Genomic DNA, 14,813 nt, shown 5'->3' with positions numbered 1-14,813 from the left:
TCTCGCCCCTGTGGGAGGTGGTCGCGAGCGTCAGGGTGGTGAAGGAGCCGGCGGGCGTCAACCGCCCGTGGGCCGAGCGGGTGCGCCGCCGGCTGGCCGACGTCGACTGGCGGCTGCTGTCGGACCTCGTGCCCGTGCCGACCATCTCGCTGGTCGCCTTCATCGCCCCGCCGCCCGCCACCTCGGTGCCCGACCTGGAGCTGGAGCTGGCGGGCATGCTGGCGCGCGCCGCCGACGTCCGCGCCGAGCTCGACGCGTGGGAGGTCCCGCGCACGCCGCGCCTGCGGGCTCTGTACGACGACCCCGAGAAGGGCCTGGACCGGCTGGCCGGCGAGATCAGGGCGTACTGGGCGGCGGCCATCGAGCCGTACTGGCCGCGCATCCGCACGCTCATGGAAGGCGACCTGCTCTACCGCGCCCGCATGCTGGCCGAGGGCGGCGTCCACCGGATGCTGTCCGACCTCGACGCGAACGTGAGCTGGCAGGGCGAGCGGCTGCACCTGGCGCACCGCTTCTGCCGGGGCGTGCGGCCGCTCGACGGGCGGGGGCTGCTGCTGGTGCCCTCCGTCTTCGCCTGGCCGCGGATCTTCTCGATCACGGTGCCGCCGTTCCAGCCGACGCTGCGCTACCCGCCCCGCGGGGTGGCGACGCTGTGGGAGAGCGAGCGGAGGGACCCGCCGGCCGCGCTGGCGGCGGTGCTCGGGCCGACCAGGGCCCGGCTGCTGGCCGAGCTGGACCAGCCCGCCTCGACCAGGGAGCTGGCGGTGCGGACCGGGCTGTCGGAGCCCGGGGCCAACCAGCACCTGACGGCGCTGCGGAAGGCGGGGTTGTGCAGCGCCCACCGCACCGGCCGCTACGTCCTGTACGCCCGCACGACCGTCGCCGAAGCCCTCCTCAACCCCGCGTGACCCCCGCCGGGCGGTAGGGCCGCGCCTCGTCCGCAGGCGGGATCCCCGGCCGGGATCCCGCAAAACGCCGGAGCCCGCTCCGGGCCGCCCGACCCGGTCGGCGGCACCGGGAGCTACTTGGAGGAGACTCCGACTCCCAGGTCGAACTCGCGGTAGACCCGCGCCCAGAACCCGTCGCGCAGCCACACCCGCGCCTCGGGGTAGGGCCGCAGCGAGTGGCCGAGCTCCTTCTCCGCCTCGATCAGCAGCTCCGTGTCGATGACCGTCGGCAGGATCGGCCCGGGCAGCAGGTCCCTGATGTTGTCGCGACCGCGGGTCAGTATCCACTTCTGCGCCACGTGCTCGCCGACGTCCTCCACGCGGGGCCGCGACGGGCCGAGCTTGGCCACCTGGCCGGGCTTGACGTGCGGCTTGGGCGCGGCCGTACGGCCCGCGAACACCTGGGCGGGCGACGGCGCCGTCACCGGCGGCACCACGGCCACGGGCTGCGGCGCACGGCTGAAAAACGGCCTCAGGAAGTCAGCGGAGATCACTTCGACGGTGTCGGACTCCCACACCAGGCGCTCGGCCTGGTTGGTGCCGTACGGCGGCTCGACGCCCCACAGGTGGATCCGCACGCCGTAGGCCTGCGCGGCCTCGACGGCGGGCACCATGTCCTCGTCGCCCGCCAGCAGGATCGTGTCCGTCACCGCGTGGTGGCGGGCCAGCGCCTCCAGGTCGCTCCTGATCTGGGCGTCCACGCCCTTCTGCTGGCCACGCGCGTTCAGGTTGCCAAGCCGTACCTTGACCCAGGGGAGCTGGGCGATGACCCGCTGGTCCACGGTCGGCACGCGGTCACGGGCGGCGTCATACCAATAGATCCGCAGGAGCTCCCCGGAAATGCGTTGCTCAGCATGCTTCTGCAAGGATTGGATGAGCTCGTCGGCGGCAACCCGGTATTCCTTGCGCTCCTTGGCGCCGAGCAGTACTTCACCTGCGGCGGCATAGAGATAACCGACGTCCACTAGGACGGCGTACTTTGCCGCGACAGGGTGCGGCGTGAGGTCTGGGATGGCCATGTCGTCCTCCAGGCCGCGGTGCTCGTTGATCGGCTGACTATATACGCCTACTTTTCTAGATAGTCCCAACTCCCGGCGAACTTGACACCCGTTTCTCAGGATCCTCTACGGCAAGGCGCTGTTTCGCCACGCCGACTTCCCAGGTACGAGAGGTTTACGCATGGCTCTGGCCGGGTTTCGCCATGTTTCGCGCTTCGGCTCCGCCGGGCGATCGGGTTCGGCGGAGCGGGAAGCGAGAACCGCCACCAGAGCCGCGATCTCCTCGGCGGTGGCGTCACCGCGAATAATTCGCAGATGCACCGTCATAGTGGGATGTTCCCATGCTTCTTCGGGGGAAGCGACGCCCGCTTGTTCCGCAGCGCGCGCAGCGCCCTGACGATCTGCACCCGGGTGTCGGAGGGCCGGATGACCGCGTCGACGTAGCCGCGCTCGGCGGCGAGGAACGGGTTGGCCAGAGTGTCCTCGTACGCGGTGACCAGTCGGGCCCGCTCGGCGTCGGGATTCTCGGCGGCGGCCAGCTCGCGCCGGTAGAGGATGTTGACGGCGCCCTGCGCGCCCATGACCGCGATCTGCGCGGTGGGCCAGGCCAGGTTGATGTCGGCGCCGAGGTGCTTGGAGCCCATGACGTCGTAGGCGCCGCCGTAGGCCTTGCGGGTGATGACCGTGACCAGCGGCACGGTGGCCTCGGCGTAGGCGTAGAGGAGCTTGGCGCCGCGCCTGATGATTCCGTTCCATTCCTGGTCGGTGCCCGGCAGGAATCCCGGGACGTCCACAAATGTCACTACGGGAATATTGAAAGCATCACAGGTCCGTACGAATCGTGCCGCCTTTTCGGACGCCGCAATATCGAGTGTTCCGGCGAAACTCATCGGCTGGTTGGCGACGATCCCGACCGAGCGTCCCTCGACTCGGCCGAAACCCACCACGATGTTCGGCGCGAACCTGGCATGGACCTCGAGGAACTCGCCGTCGTCGAGCACGTGCCCGATCACGGTGTGCATGTCGTAGGGCTGGTTGGCCGAGTCGGGGATGAGCGTGTCGAGCTCGCGGTCCTCGTCGGTGACCGTCAGCTCGGCCTCGGCGTCGTAGACGGGCGCCTCGTCCAGGTTGTTGGAGGGCAGGTAGGACAGCAGCGCCTTGGCCAGCTCGAGGCAGTCGGCCTCGTCGGCGGCCTCGAAGTGCGCCACGCCCGACCGGGAGTTGTGGGTGTGGGCGCCGCCGAGCTCCTCGAAGCTCACCTCCTCGCCGGTGACCGTCTTGATCACGTCGGGGCCGGTGATGAACATGTGCGACTTCTCCTGCACCATCAGGATGAAGTCGGTCAGCGCGGGGGAGTAGACCGCGCCGCCCGCGCACGGGCCCATGATCAGCGAGATCTGCGGCACCACGCCCGAGGCGTGGACGTTGCGCTTGAAGATCTCGGCGAACAGCCCGAGCGCGACCACGCCCTCCTGGATCCGCGCCCCTCCGCCGTCGTTGATGCCGACGATCGGGCAGCCGACCTTGAGCGCGTGGTCCATGACCTTGACGATCTTCTCGCCGTAGACCTCGCCGAGCGAACCGCCGAAGACCGTGAAGTCCTGGCTGTAGACGGCGACCGGACGGCCGTCCACGGTGCCGTGGCCGGTGACCACGCCGTCGCCGTAGGGCCGGTTGTCCTCGATGCCGAAGGCCGTCGCGCGGTGCCTGGCGAACTCGTCGAACTCGACGAAGGACCCCTCGTCGAGGAAGGCCGCCAGGCGCTCGCGCGCGGTCAGCTTGCCCTTGGCGTGCTGCTTCTCGACGGCACGGGCCGAGCCCGCGTGCACGGCCTCGTCCTGCCGCCGCTCGAAGTCGGCGAGCTTGCCCGCCGTGGTGTGGATGTCGATCTCTGGGGGCCCGGACGGCAGCGCGGCACTCATGCCGTAAGACTAGCCCTGGGATCACGATGACACCCAGACCCGCACGGGCGCCCACCTCGGCGTGGACGAACTGTGATTCTTCCCAAGCGGTACGGTTGCCCACAAGGCCCCCCAAAGCACCAGACTGGTGGGCATGACGGAGGCGGTGCGCACAGAAGGCCTGTTCAAACGGTTCGGCCAGCAGGTGGCGGTGGCCGGGATCGACTTCACGGTGCCCGCGGGGAGCTTCGCGGGACTGGTCGGACCCAACGGCGCGGGCAAGACGACCACGCTGAGCATGATCACCGGCCTGCTCCGCCCCGACGGCGGCGTCGCGACGGTCGGCGGCGTCGACGTGTGGCGCGACCCCGTCCAGGTCAAGGCCCGCATCGGCGTCCTGCCCGAGGGCCTGCGACTGTTCGAGCGGCTGTCGGGCCGCGAACTGCTGCACTACAACGGCCGCCTGCGCGGCATCCCCAAGGCCGACGTCGAGCAGCGCGCCGAGGAACTGCTCCGCGTCATGGACCTGACCGATTCCGCCGACAAGCTCGTCGTCGACTACTCCACCGGCATGCGCAAGAAGATCGGCCTGGCCGCCGCGCTGCTGCACAACCCGGCGGTGCTCTTCCTCGACGAGCCCTTCGAGGGAGTCGACCCGGTCAGCGCCAACACCCTGACCGAGGTGCTCCGCCGCTACACCGCCTCCGGCTCCACCGTCATCTTCTCCAGCCACGTCATGGACCTGGTCGAGCGGCTGTGCGACTGGGTGTCGGTGATGAGCGGCGGCCGGATCGTCGCCCAGGGCCCGACCGCCGAGGTCCGCGCGGGCCGCAGCCTCAACCAGGCCTTCCTCGACCTCGTCGGCGTACGGCAGAGCGGGGAGGAGGGGCTGACGTGGTTGGGCTCTTCGTCGAACTGAAGCTCAGGCTGATCGCGGGCGGCCTGCGCGGTGACACCCAGCGCATTCTCGGCTTCGTCTTCTCCTTGCTGGCCGCGCTCGCGGTGGCGGCGGGCGGCTTCCTGCTGCTGGCGCTGCTCAGGGCGGCGCCGCCGGACATCGCCGCCGACATCGGCGTGATCGCCTTCACCGGGCTGCTGGTCTGCTGGGCCACCGTGCCCCTGCTGGCCTTCGGCCTCGACGACACCCTGGACCCGGCCAGGCTCGCCCTCTTCCCGCTGCGCACGCGGCAGCTGGCGGCCGGCATGTTCGCCGCGTCGGTCACCGGCGTGTGGCCGATCGTCTCTCTCGTGGTGACGGCGGGCGCGCTGGTGGGCCTCGCGCGCGGAGCGGGCGGCTTCCTGCTCGGCGTCGTGGCGGTGGTCCTGCAGTTCGCGCTCTGCATCGTCACCTCCCGGCTGATCACCACCGCGCTGTCCGGGCTGCTGCGCTCGCGCAGGGGCCGCGACCTGCTGGCCGTCGGCGTCATCGTCGTCGTGCTGCTGGCCCAGCTGCCCAACCTGATCGTCAACCGCGGCCTGACCGGTGACCCGCGCGCGATTCTCGACAGCCTGGCCGCCGTGCTGCGCTGGACCCCGCCGGGCTGGGCCGCCCACGCCATCAGCGACGGCGGCGCGACCGCCGCGCTCGAGCTGGCCCTCCTCGCCCTGCTCGTCCTGGCGCTCGGCTGGCTGTGGATCAGGGCGCTGGGCCGCGCCCTGGTCACCACCGACGCCTCCACCCAGGCCGCCTCCGTGCGCCGCTCCAGCGGCCTGCTCGACCGGCTCCTGCCCGACGGCCGGGTGGCGGCCGTGGCGTCGAAGGAGCTGAAGTACGCCAGGCGCGACCCGCGCGGTCGCGTCGGCTGGTTCGCGTCGATCGCGGTGACGTGCGTGCTGGCCTTCTCCATCAACGGGCAGGGCTCGGGCGGCGGAGCGGGCGCCGCGATCGGCCCGGCCTGCGTCGGGGCGCTGATGATCGCCATGCAGCAGTGCAACAGCTTCGGCATCGACGGCCGGTCCCTGTGGATGAACGCCGTCGTCTACGGCGACGCCCGTGACCTGCGTGGCGACCTGGCGGGCCGGCACCTGGCCGTGGCGGTCATCGCGGTCCCTGTCCTGGTGGCGCTCGCCGTGGTCGGCGGGCTGTTCGCCGGCAGCCTCGCGTGGGCGGCGCCCGCCGCGCTGACCGCGTGGGGCGTGCTCGGCGTCGGGCTCGGCGTCGGCGCGGTGACCAGCGTGCTGGTGCCGTACACGGTGCCGGACCGGCTCAACGCCTTCACCGGCGCGGCGCCGGGCCAGGGCGGGGTGGCCTTCGTCGCCTCCTTCGCCGCCATGATCGCCACCGCCGTGCTCGCCCTCCCCGTCGCGCTGCCCGTCCTGCTGGGCGCCGGCTGGGTGAGCGTCGTGGCGCTGCCGTACGGCGTCGCGCTGGCGTGGGTGGGCAGGCACGTGGCGGGCCGGGCGGGCTATCCGCGGATGCCGGAGCTGCTCGCGGCGGTCTCCAGGCCCACCTAATGGTCTAGTCCATTTGGTGAGACCGGTCTCCAGTCACGCGAGACGAGTGGATATCGTGCGAAGCATGATTGACCAGGCCATCCCGCGCCACAGTGCCGTCAGCGAGATGCCCGACGAGCTCCGCCGCGACGTGCGGCTGCTCGGCGAGCTGCTGGGCCAGGTGATCGCCGAGCAGGGCGGTCCCGGCCTCCTGGAGGATGTCGAACGCCTGCGCAAAGCGGTCATCGGCGCGCGCCGCGGCGAGGTGTCCCACGAGGACGTCGCGGCGATCGTAGGCGCATGGGAGATCGACCGGGCGGTCCAGATCGCCCGGGCGTTCACCTGCTACTTCCATCTGGCCAACCTGGCCGAGGAGCACTACCGCATCCGCACCCTGCGCGAGCGCGACGCGGGCGAGGCCGTCCAGCGCGAGTCGCTGGCCTCCGCCGTCGAGGAACTGGGCAGCGACCGCGTCGCCGAGCTGGTCGAGGGCCTCGAACTGCACCCCGTGCTCACCGCGCACCCCACCGAGGCGCGCAGGCGCGCGGTCGTCACCGCCATCCAGCGCGTCAGCGGCCAGCTCACCGAGTACAACACCCCGGGGCGCGGCTCCTCCGAGCGCGCCGAGAGCAGGCGCAGGCTGCTGGAGGAGATCGACCTCCTCTGGCGTACGGCCCAGCTGCGCAACACCAAGCTCGACCCGCTCGACGAGGTGCGCACCGCGATGGCCGCCTTCGACGAGACGCTCTTCCGGGTGGTGCCCCAGGTCTACCGCTCGCTCGACGCCGCCCTCGGCCCCGGCACGGGCACCCGCGCGCCGCTGGCCAGGCCGTTCATCCGCTACGGGTCGTGGATCGGCGGCGACCGCGACGGCAACCCCAACGTCACCGCCAAGGTCACCCGCGAGGCCGTCCTCATCCAGGCCGAGCACGTGCTGACGGCGCTGGAGACCGCCACCGCCCGCATCGCCCGCACGCTCACCCCGGCCGCCCAGTTCACCCCGCCCTCCGCCGAGCTGCGCAAGGCGCTGGCCGCCGCCCAGGACTCCCACCCCGACCTGGTCTCCGAGCTGGCCACCCGCTCGCCGTCCGAGCCGCACCGGCAGTGGCTGCTGTTCGTCGGCGCCCGCGTCGGCGCCACCCGCAGGCGCGACCTCGACCTCGCCTACCGCGCGCCGTCCGACCTGCTGGCCGACCTGCGCCTCGCCCAGCAGTCGCTGATCGAGGCGGGCGCCGCCAGGCAGGCCTACGGCGAGCTGCAGCACCTCGTCTGGCAGGTCGAGACGTTCGGCTTCCACCTGGCCGAGCTGGAGGTGCGCCAGCACTCCCAGGTCCACGCCGCCGCGCTGGAGGAGATCCGCGCCGGCGGGCCGCTGTCGGAGCGCACCGAGGAGGTCCTGGCCACCATCCGGGTGATCGCCTGGATCCAGGAGCGCTTCGGCACCACCGCCTGCTCCCGCTACGTGGTGTCGTTCACCCGCGGCGCCGACGACATCGCCGCCGTCCACGAGCTGGCCTTCCACGCGCTGGGCGAGCGCGCGCCCGTCCTCGACGTGGTGCCGCTGTTCGAGTCGGGCCAGGACCTCGACAACTCCGCCGACGTGCTGGCCGGCATGCTCGACCTGCCCCAGGTGCGGCGCCGGCTGGCCGACAACGACCGCCGCCTGGAGGTCATGCTCGGCTACTCCGACTCCGCCAAGGAACTCGGCCCCGCGGCGGCGACGATGAAGCTCTACGAGGCGCAGGAACGGCTGACCGCGTGGGCGCTGGCCAACGACGTCAAGCTCAGGCTCTTCCACGGTCGTGGCGGCGCGCTCGGCCGCGGCGGCGGCCCGGCCAACCGGGCGGTGCTCGCCCAGGCGCCCGGCTCGGTGGCGGGCCGGTTCAAGGTGACCGAGCAGGGCGAGGTCATCTTCGCCCGCTACGGCCACCAGGCCATCGCTCGCCGCCACATGGAGCAGGTCGCCAACGCCGTCCTGCTGGCCTCCTCGCCGACCGTCGGGGCGCGCACCGCGGCCGCCGCCGCCCGCTTCCGCGGCCTGGCCTCGCAGGTGGCCGCCGCCTCCGAGCGCGCCTACCGCGCGCTCACCGAGGCGCCCGGCTTCCCCGAGTGGTTCGCGCTGGTCAGCCCGCTGGAGGAGATCGGCTCGCTGCGTCTTGGCTCCCGCCCTGCACGCCGCGGGCTCGGCGCCCCCCGCTCCCTCGACGACCTGCGCGCCATTCCGTGGGTGTTCGCCTGGGCCCAGACACGGGTCAACCTGCCCGGCTGGTACGGCCTGGGCAGCGGCCTGGCCGCCGTCGAGGACCTCGGCGAGCTGCAGGCGGCCTACCGGGAGTGGCCGCTGTTCGCCTCGCTGCTCGACAACGTCGAGATGTCGCTGGCCAAGACCGACCGGTCCATCGCGGCCCGCTACCTCGCTCTGGGCGGCAGGACGGACTTCGCGGCGCAGGTGCTGGAGGAGTACGACAGGACCAGGCGCCTGGTGCTGTCGGTGACCGGGCACTCCCGGCTGCTGGAGAACAGGAAGGTCCTGTCGCGGGCCGTCCAGCTGCGCGACCCGTACGTGGACGCGCTCTCCCACCTGCAGCTGCGCGCGCTCACCGCGCTGCGGACCACCGACGACCTGACCGAGACCGAACGAGAACGGCTGTCGACGCTGCTGCTGCTGTCGGTGAACGGCGTCGCCGCGGGATTGCAGAACACCGGATGATCAGAGTCGCCCATCCCGACGACCTGCCCGCCATCGAGAAGATCGTCGCCGCCGCCTACCAGTCGTGGGCGGAGGTCATCGGCATCCGCCCCAAGCCGATGGACGACGACTACGCCGCCCACCTCGCGGCCGGTCACGTGTTCGTCCTCGACGACCTGCGCGGCCTGATCGTGCTGGTGCCCGAGGACGGCGTGCTGTACGTGGACAACGTGGCGGTCCGGCCCGACCAGCACGGCCAGGGCCTGGGGAAACGGTTGCTCGCCTTCGCCGAGTCGCGGGCCGTGGCGCTGGGCCTGCCCGCGCTGCGGCTGATCACCAACGCCAAGATGACCCCGAACATCGCGCTCTACCGGCGGCTCGGCTACACCGTCACCTCGGTGGAGGCCATCGGGCCGCGCGAGGTGGTCTTCATGCGCAAGGAGCTCTAGCCAGCCGAGCCGGCGAAAAACCGCAACTACCGAAATATCCGGAAAAGCGGACGCTTGGCGTGCTTCCGGACCACAATGGCGGTGAGCGCCCGCACGCCAGGGCGCGATCCGCGCGTGCCCCAGGCCCTTCCCCCTCGCCCGGGGCCCGCGCGGCCTTCCGCAGGGCGGCCACCGGTCAGCGGCGGCCGCCCAGGGCGTCACCGCAGGTTCGTCAGGGCGCGCAGGCCGTACTCGACGGGACCGTAGCGGTGCCCGCGCAGCCACCAGGCGCTCAGCGCCGCCAGCACCGCGTAGATCAGCGCGGCCACCCCCATCACCGCGATCGGTTCGAGCCGGCCGGCCAGCGCCAGGCCGTACCCGGTGAAGACCAGGCACATCAGCACCGACTGGCCGATGTAGTTGGACGCCGCCACCCGGCCGGGGGCGGACAGCACCGTGCCCACCAGGGGGAAGCGCCTGACCAGCTGGAGCAACGTGACCACGTAGGCGGCCGACAGGAACAGCGACGTCACGTTGTTGACCGCGACGCCGACCAGCACCCAGCTCCCCGACGCGGTGCTCGACCAGGTGAAGAACGCCGCCGCCGGCAGGCCGACGCCGAAGCCGAAGAGCTGGATGCGCGGCACCAGGCGCGCCCACCGCTCCGGCTCCTCGAACAGCCGAGACTTGCCGGCCGCCATCCCGAACAGGAACAGCGCCATCGCCATCGGCCCCTGCCCGAGCCAGACGAACAGCGCCAGCATCGGGTAGGTCTCGGCCTGGTAGGTCAGGAAGTCCAGCGGGCTCCCGGTGAACAGCGCCAGCGCCCTCGCGGCCTCGGCGGGGTCGGCGGCCTGGTCGGCGGCGGCGGCGGGGTCGAGCAGGGTCAGCCCGGCCAGCGCCAGCCAGAGCACCGTCAGCACACCGATGATCGTCACACCGGTGATGACGGCGGTTCGCGGGCGGACGTTGCGCATGGCCAGCAGGATCAACCCCAGGGCGGCGTAGAGGGTGAGGATGTCGCCGATCCACAGCAGGAAGCCCTGCGCCACGCCCAGCGCGAACAGGCCGAGGCAGCGGCGCAGCATGCGCCCCCTGACCTGGTCGCCCCACGAGCGCATCTGGAGGGTGAAGGAGTAGCCGAACAGGAAGGAGAAGATCACGTAGAACTTCGTCAGGACCAGAGTGGTGACGACCGAGGCCACGGGGCCTTGGGGGATCTGCGCCGCGCCTCCGGCGGCGGCGCCGGGGTCGGCGAAGAAGCCGATGTTCGCCAGCAGGATGCCGGCGAGGGCGAAGCCGCGGACGGCGTCTATCTCGTGGATGCGCCTGGTCGGGGGTGCCACGGTCTGCGTCATGACGACGACGCTAGAGATCGCCCGCGGTACGGCACATCGAACCTCGGGCCCTCGCGCATCCGACCAAAGTCGTCCCCGCCTTCGCCCTTCGGATCGCCAGGGACGCGCGGGTGCCCGTGGACGCGGAGATCCCGGACACCCGCCACGGGTGCCCACAGAAGAACGGCCCGGCATCTCGCCATGCCGGGCCGTTCTCCGCCTGCGTCAGTGGGCCTTCACCAGGACCTCGGGCTCGTAGCAGGAGGGACCGTTCGGGCCACCGATCCGGACGGAGTCGAAGAAGTCGCGGTAGGTGCTGAAGAAGTTGCCCTTGCCGCCCGGAGAGGTCACGGCCGAGCAGCCGCCGTAGTTTGCCTCGGAGTACAGGTGGATGATCGAACTCGTACGGTTCCAGTCGGACTTGGCCCGGTCGGCCATGTTCAAAGCGGCGAGATCCGGCGTGTTGGCCTGGATCTCGATGATGTCACCCGTGCCGTCGAGGCCGGAGAACATGCAGTAGTAGCCGGCGCGGCAGCGGTCGTAGCCGTCGGCGGCGTGGGCGGGAGTGGTGGGCAGGATGGACAGCGCAACGGCCGCGATGGGAAACGCCAGCATGTGAAGCTTCTTGTCCATTACCTCTCCTTACCTGAAACTTTTCTTCGGCGAACGCCACGACCATACATGACCCGATCTTGCGGGAGAAGGGGCCGCGAATGGCTAGAGGGCGATGCGCTCCCTGCCGGCGTAGACGTTGCACCGCTCCTCGCGCAGGAACCCGACCAGCGTCATCCCGAACTCCCTGGCCAGCTCCACCGCCAGCGACGACGGCGCCGACACCGCGCACACCATCGGGATGCCGGCGGCCAGCGCCTTCTGCATGATCTCGTAGCTGGCCCTGCCGCTGACCATCAGCACGTGCCCGGCCAGGTCCGCGCCGGTCAGGGACGCCCATCCGACCAGCTTGTCGACCGCGTTGTGCCGGCCGACGTCCTCCCTGAGCGCCACCAGCGCGCCGTCGGCCGAGAACAGCCCGGCAGCGTGCAGGCCACCGGTCTTCCCGAAGCCGCCCTGAGCCTCCCTGAGCCGGTGCGGCATGCCGTACAGGATCTCGGGGGTGATCGACAGCTCCCCCTGCGGCAGCGGGCGGCAGCGGTCGCGCAGCGCGTCGAGGCTGGCCGAGCCGCAGACCCCGCAGGCACTGGAGGTGACGAAGTGCCGGTCGAGGGCCGGCAGGTCGGGAATCGGGCGGTCCAGCGCCACCGTGACGGTGTTGTAGCGGGCCTCCGTCGGCACGTCCTCGTCGGTGCAGTAGCCGATGGCTCTGATCTCGCCACGCCCGGCCACCCCCTCGCCGTGCAGGAACCCGGCCGCCAGCTCGAAGTCGTGGCCGGGCGTGCGCATGGTGATCGCCACGGTCCTGCGCTCGCCACCCGGGGAGGTGACGCGGATCTCCATGGGTTCCTCGGTGGCGAGGTGATCGCGCCGATCCCGGGCGGTCTTCCCGGAGAGGACGGTGATCTGGGCGCGCGTGGTGGGCGTTGTCACCTTTCGTACCCTACGCAGGACCGTTCGCCGAGGTCGCCCCGTCCCCGCCGTCGAGCCGGTGAGGGTGCCGCCGGAGGTCCGTCGGAGTGGTCAGGGCGCACGACCTTGGGGAAAGGTTGTGGTGCGCCCCGATACAGCGGCGCAGGGCGATGGGAGAGGATGGACAGGTGTCCGACTCACCTTTCACCGACCTCGACCGCCCGCCGCTGAACCAGGTGGCGCTCACCCGCGCCCTGGTCAGGCCCGGCGGCCTGTGGACCGAGATCACCGTCGTGGACCGTACCGGCTCCACCAACGCGGACCTCACCGAGCGTGCCAGGGCGGGTGCGCCGGAGGGCACGGTGCTGATCGCCGAGACGCAGGTCAAGGGCAGGGGCAGGCTGGGCAGGACCTGGAACGCGCCACCCCGGTCCGGGCTCACCTTCTCCGTGCTCCTGCGCCCCGGCGTGCCGCCCTCCCGGCAGGGCTGGCTGCCGCTGCTGTTCGGCGTGGCCGCCGCCTCCGCCGTCAGGCGTGTCGCCGAGCTGGACGTCAGGCTGAAGTGGCCGAACGACCTGCTGGTCGGCGATCGGAAGCTGGCGGGCATCCTGGCCGAGCGGATCGAGGACGGCGCGGTGATCATCGGCATGGGGCTGAACGTCTCGCTCCGCCCCGAGGAGCTGCCCGTCGAGACCGCCACCTCCATCGCCATCGAGCTCGGCGCCTCCACGGCCGAGCCCGACCGGGAGCGCGCCAGGGGCACCGACCGGGATCCCCTGATCAGGGCCATCCTGCGGGAGATCGAGACCCACTACCGCGACTGGATCGCGGTCGGCGGCGACCCCGACGCCGCGGGCCTGCGCGCCGCCTACCAGGCCTCGAGCGCCACGATCGGCCGCGAGGTGCGGGTGGAGCTGCCCGGCGAGCGCACGCTGACCGGCACGGCCACGGGCATCGACCCGTCCGGGCGGCTGCAGGTCGGCGAGCAGACGCTCAGCGCGGGGGACGTGGTCCACGTTCGCCCGTCGTCATAGCGTTCGGCGAGGGGTCCGTGCCACGATTTCTGCCATGACTCTCCCGGATCACCACCTGACTCAGGGCGAACGCCGCATCCGGTCGTTCCACCCGCACTGGAAGCGGCTCGTCGGGCCCGCGGTCGCGCTCGTGCTCATCCTCGCCGCCATGGGCGCGGGCCTCTACCTGATCCCCGGCGACTGGGAGTTCGCGTTCTACGGCAGGGCGACGGTGATCGTCATCGCGGTCATCCTGCTGACGATCTGGTCGTTCGTCCCCTACCTGCAGTGGAAGAACACCGGCTACGTGCTCACCACGCACCGGTTCACGATCAGCACCGGCGTGCTGAACAAGTCGACCGACGAGATCCCCCTCACCAAGGTCAACTCGGTCAGCTCCGACCAGTCCTTCGTCGAGCGCATCCTGGGCTGCGGCACGCTGACCGTCGAGTCGGCCAGCGACCAGGGCCAGCTCGCGCTGCGCGACATCCCGAAGATCCAGGACGTGCGGGCGGACCTGTTCCGCGCCGTCGAGGACGTCTCCGACGGTGCCGTCGACGGAAGGTAGACCTGCGCGATGAGGCCCACGGCGGAGGAGATCGAACGCCTGCTGGTCGGCACCACCGCCCGCTACACCAGGAGCGAGGTGGCCGGCGGGGCGGGCGTGTCGCAGGAGCTGGCCGAGCGGATCTGGCGCGCGCTCGGGTTCGCGACGCTCGCCGACGACGCCGTCGCCTTCTCCGACGCCGACGTGGCCACGCTGCGCAGGGTGCGCACGATGCTCGACAGCGGCCTGCTCGACGAGCCCACGGTGATCCGCCTGGCCAGGGCGCTGGGCCAGACCACCGCGCGGCTCGCCCAGTGGCAGGCCGAGATCATGATCGGGGCGCTGCTGCCGGGCGAGAAGCCGTCCGACGGCGACCTCGCCAGGATCCTGGAGACGTCACAGCGGCTTCTTCCCGACTTCGAGCAGGTGCTCGTGCACGTCTGGCGGGCCCAGCTGGCCGCCGCCGGCACCCGCCTGCTCGCGATGGCCGACATCAACGACGAGCGGGTCCTCACCCGCGTGTCGATGGCTGTGGGCTTCGCCGACCTCGTCTCCTTCACCAGGCGGTCGAGGGAGCTGTCGGAGCGGGAGCTGGCCGAGCTCGTCGAGGGGTTCGAGTCGCGCGCCGCCGACGTGGTCGCCGCCCACGGCGCCCGGCTGGTCAAGACGCTGGGCGACGAGGTGCTGTTCACCGCGCCCACGCCCGCGCAGGCCGCCGAGATCGCGCTGGACCTCGTCGAGACGGGGGAGCTGCGCATCGGCATGGCCTACGGTCCGGTGCTGCCGATGATGGGTGACGTGTTCGGCACGACCGTCAACCTGGCCGCCAGGCTGACGGCCATCGCGCGGCCGGGCACCATCGTCATCGACGCCGAGCTGGCCGACGGGCTGGAAGGCGAGAACGTCGATCTGCACAGGATTCGCCGCCGGCCCGCACGAGGGCTCGGCGTGGTGCAGCCGTATGTCTTGCGAAGATCTTCGTCCTGAGCGGATGAT

General features: G+C 71.6%; 14 protein-coding genes. 8 read left to right on the top strand and 6 right to left on the bottom strand.

The window, feature by feature from the left end:
• The first annotated feature begins 38 nt into the window (after nt 1–38).
• A complete protein-coding gene (locus ABZX22_RS04755) occupies nt 39–908 on the top strand; it encodes a winged helix-turn-helix domain-containing protein (RefSeq protein WP_354906118.1) in 870 nt (289 codons plus the stop codon).
• Nucleotides 909–1,021: 113 nt separating this feature from the next.
• On the opposite strand, the gene ABZX22_RS04750 is transcribed toward ABZX22_RS04755, so the two are convergent.
• From ABZX22_RS04750 to ABZX22_RS04740, 3 genes are all read right to left on the bottom strand, one after another.
• Nucleotides 1,022–1,966 carry an NYN domain-containing protein gene (locus ABZX22_RS04750; protein ID WP_354906116.1) on the bottom strand — a complete coding sequence of 315 codons (945 nt, stop codon included), beginning with the start codon at nt 1,964–1,966 and terminating at the stop codon, nt 1,022–1,024.
• A 105-nt stretch (nt 1,967–2,071) separates the two neighbouring features.
• A complete protein-coding gene (locus tag ABZX22_RS04745) occupies nt 2,072–2,272 on the bottom strand; it encodes an acyl-CoA carboxylase subunit epsilon (RefSeq protein WP_354906115.1) in 201 nt (66 codons plus the stop codon).
• Nucleotides 2,269–3,867: an acyl-CoA carboxylase subunit beta gene (locus tag ABZX22_RS04740; protein WP_354906113.1), complete on the bottom strand. Its 1,599-nt coding sequence runs from the start codon at nt 3,865–3,867 to the stop codon at nt 2,269–2,271. Before ABZX22_RS04740 ends, ABZX22_RS04745 begins: the two co-directional genes overlap by 4 nt.
• 133 nt (nt 3,868–4,000) lie before the next feature.
• Here ABZX22_RS04740 and ABZX22_RS04735 point away from each other — a divergent pair, with 133 nt between their 5' ends.
• From ABZX22_RS04735 to ABZX22_RS04720, 4 genes are all read left to right on the top strand, one after another.
• A complete protein-coding gene (locus ABZX22_RS04735; protein WP_354906111.1) occupies nt 4,001–4,765 on the top strand; it encodes an ABC transporter ATP-binding protein in 765 nt (254 codons plus the stop codon).
• Nucleotides 4,741–6,300 carry a hypothetical protein gene (locus tag ABZX22_RS04730; protein ID WP_354906110.1) on the top strand — a complete coding sequence of 520 codons (1,560 nt, stop codon included), beginning with the start codon at nt 4,741–4,743 and terminating at the stop codon, nt 6,298–6,300. Before ABZX22_RS04735 ends, ABZX22_RS04730 begins: the two co-directional genes overlap by 25 nt.
• A gap of 64 nt (nt 6,301–6,364) precedes the next feature.
• On the top strand, nt 6,365–8,989 hold the full coding sequence (locus ABZX22_RS04725) for a phosphoenolpyruvate carboxylase (protein ID WP_354906108.1): 2,625 nt from the start codon (nt 6,365–6,367) through the stop codon (nt 8,987–8,989).
• On the top strand, nt 8,986–9,417 hold the full coding sequence (locus ABZX22_RS04720) for a GNAT family N-acetyltransferase (RefSeq protein WP_354906107.1): 432 nt from the start codon (nt 8,986–8,988) through the stop codon (nt 9,415–9,417). Before ABZX22_RS04725 ends, ABZX22_RS04720 begins: the two co-directional genes overlap by 4 nt.
• 197 nt (nt 9,418–9,614) lie before the next feature.
• On the opposite strand, the gene ABZX22_RS04715 is transcribed toward ABZX22_RS04720, so the two are convergent.
• The 3 genes from ABZX22_RS04715 to fdhD all read right to left on the bottom strand — a co-directional run bounded on the left by ABZX22_RS04715 (nt 9,615) and on the right by fdhD (nt 12,278).
• Entirely contained in the window at nt 9,615–10,754 is a 1,140-nt protein-coding gene (locus tag ABZX22_RS04715; RefSeq protein WP_354906105.1) for a DUF418 domain-containing protein, read from the bottom strand.
• Nucleotides 10,755–10,958: 204 nt separating this feature from the next.
• Nucleotides 10,959–11,366: a peptidase inhibitor family I36 protein gene (locus tag ABZX22_RS04710; protein WP_354906104.1), complete on the bottom strand. Its 408-nt coding sequence runs from the start codon at nt 11,364–11,366 to the stop codon at nt 10,959–10,961.
• Between the two features lie 84 nt (nt 11,367–11,450).
• Entirely contained in the window at nt 11,451–12,278 is an 828-nt protein-coding gene (gene fdhD / locus ABZX22_RS04705; RefSeq protein ID WP_354906103.1) for a formate dehydrogenase accessory sulfurtransferase FdhD, read from the bottom strand.
• Between the two features lie 167 nt (nt 12,279–12,445).
• On the opposite strand from fdhD, the gene ABZX22_RS04700 reads away from it, so the two are divergent.
• Genes ABZX22_RS04700 through ABZX22_RS04690 form a run of 3 tightly spaced genes read left to right on the top strand, consistent with a single transcriptional unit; the run spans nt 12,446 to nt 14,804 of the window.
• A complete protein-coding gene (locus tag ABZX22_RS04700; RefSeq protein WP_354906102.1) occupies nt 12,446–13,291 on the top strand; it encodes a biotin--[acetyl-CoA-carboxylase] ligase in 846 nt (281 codons plus the stop codon).
• 34 nt (nt 13,292–13,325) lie between these two features.
• Nucleotides 13,326–13,838 carry a PH domain-containing protein gene (locus ABZX22_RS04695; RefSeq protein WP_354906101.1) on the top strand — a complete coding sequence of 171 codons (513 nt, stop codon included), beginning with the start codon at nt 13,326–13,328 and terminating at the stop codon, nt 13,836–13,838.
• 9 nt (nt 13,839–13,847) lie between these two features.
• Nucleotides 13,848–14,804 (top strand): adenylate/guanylate cyclase domain-containing protein, encoded by a 957-nt coding sequence (locus ABZX22_RS04690; RefSeq protein WP_354906100.1) that lies wholly within the window; start codon nt 13,848–13,850, stop codon nt 14,802–14,804.
• Nucleotides 14,805–14,813 lie beyond the last annotated feature (9 nt).

The sequence above is a fragment of the Nonomuraea sp. NPDC003804 genome (assembly GCF_040610675.1).
Lineage (GTDB): Bacteria > Actinomycetota > Actinomycetes > Streptosporangiales > Streptosporangiaceae > Nonomuraea.
Note: the sequence above shows the minus strand (reverse complement) of the source record. Positions and strands in the feature narration are given on the sequence as shown.

What these genes read in the sequence shown, in the direction of transcription:
- ABZX22_RS04725 (WP_354906108.1), top strand. Translation starts at nt 6,365, where the DNA reads ATGATTGACCAGGCCATCCCGCGCCACAGTGCCGTCAGCGAGATGCCC.
- ABZX22_RS04740 (WP_354906113.1), bottom strand. Translation starts at nt 3,867, where the DNA reads ATGAGTGCCGCGCTGCCGTCCGGGCCCCCAGAGATCGACATCCACACC.
- ABZX22_RS04710 (WP_354906104.1), bottom strand. Translation starts at nt 11,366, where the DNA reads ATGGACAAGAAGCTTCACATGCTGGCGTTTCCCATCGCGGCCGTTGCG.
- ABZX22_RS04745 (WP_354906115.1), bottom strand. Translation starts at nt 2,272, where the DNA reads ATGACGGTGCATCTGCGAATTATTCGCGGTGACGCCACCGCCGAGGAG.
- ABZX22_RS04715 (WP_354906105.1), bottom strand. Translation starts at nt 10,754, where the DNA reads ATGACGCAGACCGTGGCACCCCCGACCAGGCGCATCCACGAGATAGAC.
- ABZX22_RS04750 (WP_354906116.1), bottom strand. Translation starts at nt 1,966, where the DNA reads ATGGCCATCCCAGACCTCACGCCGCACCCTGTCGCGGCAAAGTACGCC.
- ABZX22_RS04735 (WP_354906111.1), top strand. Translation starts at nt 4,001, where the DNA reads ATGACGGAGGCGGTGCGCACAGAAGGCCTGTTCAAACGGTTCGGCCAG.
- ABZX22_RS04690 (WP_354906100.1), top strand. Translation starts at nt 13,848, where the DNA reads ATGAGGCCCACGGCGGAGGAGATCGAACGCCTGCTGGTCGGCACCACC.
- ABZX22_RS04720 (WP_354906107.1), top strand. Translation starts at nt 8,986, where the DNA reads ATGATCAGAGTCGCCCATCCCGACGACCTGCCCGCCATCGAGAAGATC.
- ABZX22_RS04695 (WP_354906101.1), top strand. Translation starts at nt 13,326, where the DNA reads ATGACTCTCCCGGATCACCACCTGACTCAGGGCGAACGCCGCATCCGG.